Source organism: Verrucomicrobiota bacterium (assembly GCA_016871535.1).
In the GTDB taxonomy this organism is placed as follows: Bacteria; Verrucomicrobiota; Verrucomicrobiia; order Limisphaerales; family SIBE01; genus VHCZ01.
The window spans coordinates 1-5,631 of sequence record VHCZ01000341.1; the positions used below are offsets into that span (position 1 = coordinate 1).

Consider the following 5,631-nt stretch of genomic DNA (forward strand, 5'->3'; position numbering starts at 1 on the left):
CCGCCGCCCGGAGGGTTTTCGCGCCAAAGGCCGCCTGGCTTCGTTGCTCCTCAGTCGAAGATCCAGGGAGGATATTCTCCTTCGTTGCGCCTCGCCATCCGGCCTTTGGCGCGAAAACAGGACCCCGCGGAATTTTCGGACACGCTCTTAGGAATGGCAGCCAGACAGCGACGGGCAACTGACGGACCAGCCTTCTTCGGATTGAATCAGGCGAATTCGATATTGCACGAAGGTTTTATGGCCCAAGTCAGCGCCGCGGCAACGCAGGTTTTGCACCCGTCGGCCTGCGCTGTCTCTGACTCCTCGGCCACCCTCACCTTTTGATTGCCACTCGGCGGCGCGCGATTAACCTCGGCCAGTTCCTATGAAGATCGAATCGTTGCACGTCAGCATGCGGGTCCGGCATCCGAAATATGGGGTCGGGACAGTCAAAAAAATATTGGAGCACACGGCGGATGTTCAATTCGACGAAGGGCTGCGGACGATCGACCCCGACATGAGCGGGACCGAGCCGGCCGAAGCCCAGGCCCATCTTTCCGGCCTGGAAGTTCCGCTCAAGCAATTGATCGATCAAACGGTCCAGGCCGCGCTTTCCGGACTCGGTTTTGAAAAACCGGACGCGGTCATGGAACAGCTCGGCGCGCGCTGGCAGAAAGGGAAAGTGGTGTTGCACCCGTCGGACCCGACGCTGCAGACGAAGGAAGTGCCGCTGGACGTGTTCTTCCACAAGATTGTCATGATGCGAAACAACCTCCGTGTGCTCGAACAGAAGATCAACGCCCACCCGCAACTCAGCGACGCCGAAAAAGTCGAGATGCAGCAGTACGTCACGCGGTGCTACGGCTCGATGACGACGTTCAATCTGCTGTTCAAGAATCGCGAGGATCAGTTCACGACGGTGTAGTTGCGAGATGAAACCTTCCTATGAACCCGGTTGTAGAGCAGGCTTTCCAGCCTGCTGGTTTGGGCGACTTTCCAGTCGCCCGGCGGACGGGACTGGAAAGTCCCGTCAACCCGAAGACAGGAATGTCTGCGCTACGCCGCCCGGTTTTGGACTGCGGGGACGGAGTCTGCGGAGTCGCCGCTTTGGATCTGGGGCCAGGCCATTCTGGTTGATTTGGGATCATCGAAACAGCCGAACCCAAAGCGGTGAATCGCTTCGCTCTTCCCCGCACTCCAAAGCGCCTGCGCGCATCACCCAGGTCAGCCTCGCGTTCTTTTGTCTGCTCGCGCTCTGCCTTCCAGCAAAAGGCGCGGAGCAGGTCGCAATTCAAGCCGGAGCCGCCAAGGCGGACATCACGCCGAGTTACCCCATCCGCCTCAGTGGCTACGGAAATCGGCGAACCGAATCAGAAGGCGCCGCGCAAAAGATCTGGGCGAAAGCTCTCGCCATCGGCAGCGATGCCCAGGGCGCTTCGGTCGTGGTGACGGTCGAGAACTGCGGCGTATCGGCTAGCATCACCGACGAAGTGGCGGAACGCCTGACGAAGAAAGCCGGTGTCGCCCGCGAGCGCTTTGCCGTTTGCGCGACGCACTCGCACACCGCGCCGTGCCTGACCGGCGTCGCGCCCAATTTGTTCAGCCAGGACATTCCCAAAGAGCACCAAGCCACGATCGACCGCTACACGCGCGAACTGACCGATTCGATCGAGCAGGTCGCGCTGGCCGCGCTGGCGAATCGCCAGCCCAGTCACCTGGCCTGGGGCCAGGGCAAAGCCGCTTTCGCGCAGAATCGCCGGACCAAAGGAGGGCCAGTCGATCATGCCTTGCCGATTCTTCGCGTGACGGATACCGGTGGAAACGTCCGCGCGATTTTCGCGAACTACGCGTGCCATTGCACGACGCTCCAGGGCGAGTTCAACCAGGTGCACGGGGACTGGGCCGGTCTCGCGCAGGAATACATCGAGCGCGATCATCCGGGCGCCGTGGCGTTGATCGCGATTGGCTGCGGCGCCGATGCGAACCCGCAACCGCGCGGCAAACTCGAAAACGCCGTGCAACACGGCGAGGAAATCGCGCGCGAAGTGAAACGGCTTGCCTCCAGTCCACTCACCCCGATTCGCCACGCGCCGACTTGCCGCATCAAACGATTCGAGTTGCCATTCCAACCGCACTTCACGCGCGAGCAATGGGAGGAGCGCGCGAAGAAACCCGGCATTGTCGGTTACCACGCTAAGGTTAATCTCGCCCGACTGGATCGCGGCGAAACGCTGCCCACAAGGCTGCCGTATATCGTGCAGACCTGGACGTTCGGCGATCAACTGGCGATCGTGTTTCTGGCGGGGGAAGTGGTCGTCGATTACTCCATTCGGTTGAAGAGCGCGTTCGATTCGACGCGGCTCTGGATTAACGCCTACGCGAACGACGACCCGTGTTACATTCCGTCCAGGCGCATCCTGCGCGAAGGAGGTTACGAAGCGGAGGATTCCCTTTGGTATTACGACCGGCCTGCGCGGCTGGCTCCTGAAACGGAGGATTTGATTGATCAGGCCGTCCGCGAACTGTTGCCCAAAGATTTCGTTGCCAACGCAAAGAAAGCCGAGTTCCCGCCGGCGAAATCGCCGGAGGAATCGCTGGCCACCATTGAAACCAAGGCCGGCTTGAAGGTGGAATTGGCCGCGGCGGAACCGCTCGTGGCCAGTCCGGTCGCGATCGACTTCGGACCGGATGGCAAATTATGGGTGGTCGAGATGCGCGATTTTCCCCTGGGCCTGGACGGAAATTGGAAACCGGGCGGGCGGGTGAAGTTCCTGGAAGATATCGACGGCGACGGAAAGTACGACAAAGCCACGGTGCTGCTCGACGGCGTCCCGTTCCCGACCGGCGTGATGGCGTGGAAACGCGGCGCGCTCATTTGCGCCGCCCCGGACATTCTTTACGCAGAAGACACGAACGGTGACGGCCAGGCGGACATCGTGCAGAAGCTTTTCACTGGGTTCGCCCCGGAGAATTATCAAGCCCGCGTCAACGGACTGAGCCTCGGTCTGGATAACTGGATTTACGGCGCGAATGGATTGATCGGAGGCGTGATTCGCGGCGTGGGACGGTTGGGCGGCGCGAGCGAAATCTCAGGAGCGACGCGCTTCGAACCTCGAACGCGCCCCCTCACCTCGTCCCTCTCCCCCACGGAAGGGAAGAGGGTGTCCGCAGGACGGGAGAGGGGGCCGGTCCTGGCAGAGATGGTCAACATCCGTGGGCGCGATTTTCGGATGAACCCGGAGACCGGCGCGTTTGAGACCGCCGCTGGCTTGAGCCAGCAAGGACGCGTGCGCGACGATTGGGGTAATTGGTTCGGTTGCGACAACAGCACGTTGCTCTGGCATTTTCCGCTGCCCGATCATTATGCCCGCCGCAACCCGCACGTCGCCGGGCCGAGCTTGCGGGTGTCCGTAGCTGCCGGTCCGGATCCCAATCAACTGTTCCCGGTCAGCCGAACGCTCCGGCGCTTCAACGATCCGCACCACGCCAACCGCGTCCCGTCCGCGGCGTCGGCGTCTATCGCGACGAATTTCTGGGCGCGGAATTCTCCGACGATGTCTTCGTCTGCGAACCGGTCCACAACCTCATTCATCGGCTGAAGTTGTCCGAGGAAGGCGCGACGTTCAAGGCACTCCGAGCGGCGGACGAAGCGCAGAGCGAATTCCTCGCTTTGTCCGACAACTGGTTTCGCCCGGTCCAGGTTCGCACGGGACCGGACGGCGCGCTGTGGATCGTGGACATGTACCGCTTCGTCGTCGAACATCCGCGCTGGATCACGCCGGAACGGATGAAGGAACTTGATCTGCGCGCGGGGGCTGACTTCGGTCGCATTTACCGAGTTTATCCGCGCGCCAAAACGCCGCCGGCAATCCGCGACCTGACCATGCTGTCGCTGCAAGACCTGGCTCAGTCGCTCGATCATTTAAACGGGACCGAGCGCGACCGGGTTCACCAGGAATTGCTTCGCCGCAACGATCCGAGCGTGGCGAGCGTGGTCCGGACTATCGCCCGAACGAGCGCCCGGCCCGCTTCGCGCGTGCAAGCGCTGGCTGTTCTGGACGGACTGCGCAGCGTGGATGCGGAAGTGTTGTTGGCCGCATTGCGGGACGCAAATCCTGAAGTGCGAGCGCACGCGATCCGAATCAGCGAAAATTTTCTCACGAACTCTGCCATCGCAGACGCGTGGCTGAAACTGGCGGGCGATCCGAGCCTCCGGGTGCGCTACCAACTCGCCCTGAGCCTGGGTCAATGGAGCGACGCCAGAGCGGCCGCGGCCTTGGGCGCCTTGCTGAGCCGCGAGGGAAGCGACCCGTGGCTTCGCGCCGCCGTTTTGAGTTCGGCCGGTCCGCACGCGCTCGCCATCATCCGGAATTTGGCCGCCACTTCGATTTTGAAACGGCTTCCCGCCGAATTTATCGGCGACCTCGTGGCCACGGCGTTGGCATCGGATGAAAAGCTGGCCTGGCAGGAAGTGCTGACCAGCCTTGCTCCAATGCTCGTACCTGCCGCGGAAGCCTGGCCGTTCATTGTGACTTCCCGGTTGCTCGACGGGCTGGAGCGAAAAGGGATCAAACTGGCATCCGCGCCCGAGGCGACGCGGCTGAGCCCGATGCTCGATCGCGCTCGTGACCTCGCGGCGGATAGTTCTGCCAAAGACATCACGCGCGAAGCGGCGTTGAATTTGTTGGGCCGCGACGCGGGCCGAGAGAAGGAGGAACGCGCCATTCTGAAAAACCTGCTCGTCGGGTCGGTGAGTTCGTCGTTGACGAAGGCGGTCCTGGATGCGCTGGAACGCAGCCGCGACCCCGGCCTGGGCGACGATTTGCTCGCGGACTGGACGCGCTATCCGCCCTCGCTGCGGAGCGCGCTGATTGAAAGACTTTCCCGGCGCAAGGAGTGGACGGCATCGCTGGAGAATGGAATCGAAAGCGGCCGGATCGTCTGGAGCGAACTCTCGGCGGAACAGCGCCAGCGATTGATGAGAAGCGATCCCCGGTTTCAGGATCGATTGCAGGCGATTGGAGCTTTGGCCGGAAGCTCGAATCAAAGCCGAGCCGAAGCGATCCAGCAATTCGAGGCGTCGCTGAATTTGTCGGGTGACCCGGCCCGTGGCCGCAAATTGTTTCAGGCCCTCTGCGCCAATTGCCATCGCTTCCACGACGAAGGCTCGTCAGTCGGGCCGAATCTGCTGGGGCTCACCGACAAGAGCGGACGATTCTTGCTCACGGCCATCCTCGATCCGAACGCCGCGGTTGAGGGTCGTTACACAAGCTACGCGGTCGAACTGCGCGACGGCCGTTCGTTGTCCGGTCTCATTGCGGAAGAGACGCCCTTGAGCCTGGTGCTGCTCAATGCGGGCGGTGCGCGGGACACGGTGATGCGCTCGGAGCTTCAGGAAATCCGCGCGTCGAAGCTGTCGCTCATGCCGGAGGGTTTGGAAGCGAACTTGAAACCGCAGGACCTCGCCGATCTGATTGCCTACATCCAGAAAGGGCCGCCTGAGGCAGGTGAAGAGGCGGCAGCAGCTAAGTGGTCCATTTCATAAATACGCTCACGTTCGCGGCAAGGGATTTTTCGGCCAGACGAGGCGCGAGCGACGAGCATATCCCGAAGTGGATCTGTAAGGAGCAAGCAACGAAGTCTGGCGAAAAA

At 61.9% G+C, this 5,631-nt stretch carries 3 protein-coding genes; all 3 read left to right on the forward strand.

Annotation, left to right across the window (positions count from 1 at the left end; all coding sequences use genetic code 11):
• The first annotated feature begins 364 nt into the window (after positions 1-364).
• The 3 genes from FJ398_25520 to FJ398_25530 are packed head-to-tail and all read left to right on the forward strand — an operon-like array spanning position 365 to position 5,524.
• A complete protein-coding gene (locus tag FJ398_25520) occupies positions 365-904 on the forward strand; it encodes a hypothetical protein (protein MBM3841250.1) in 540 nt (179 codons plus the stop codon).
• Positions 905-911: 7 nt separating this feature from the next.
• Positions 912-3,578: a hypothetical protein gene (locus tag FJ398_25525; GenBank protein ID MBM3841251.1), complete on the forward strand. Its 2,667-nt coding sequence runs from the start codon at positions 912-914 to the stop codon at positions 3,576-3,578.
• A 2-nt stretch (positions 3,579-3,580) separates the two neighbouring features.
• Positions 3,581-5,524 (forward strand): c-type cytochrome, encoded by a 1,944-nt coding sequence (locus FJ398_25530; GenBank protein ID MBM3841252.1) that lies wholly within the window; start codon positions 3,581-3,583, stop codon positions 5,522-5,524.
• The last annotated feature ends 107 nt before the right edge of the window (positions 5,525-5,631 follow it).

Excerpts from the sequence above, each read along its gene's own strand:
- FJ398_25520 (MBM3841250.1), top strand. The coding sequence starts at position 365 with ATGAAGATCGAATCGTTGCACGTCAGCATGCGGGTCCGGCATCCGAAA.
- FJ398_25525 (MBM3841251.1), top strand. The coding sequence starts at position 912 with ATGAAACCTTCCTATGAACCCGGTTGTAGAGCAGGCTTTCCAGCCTGC.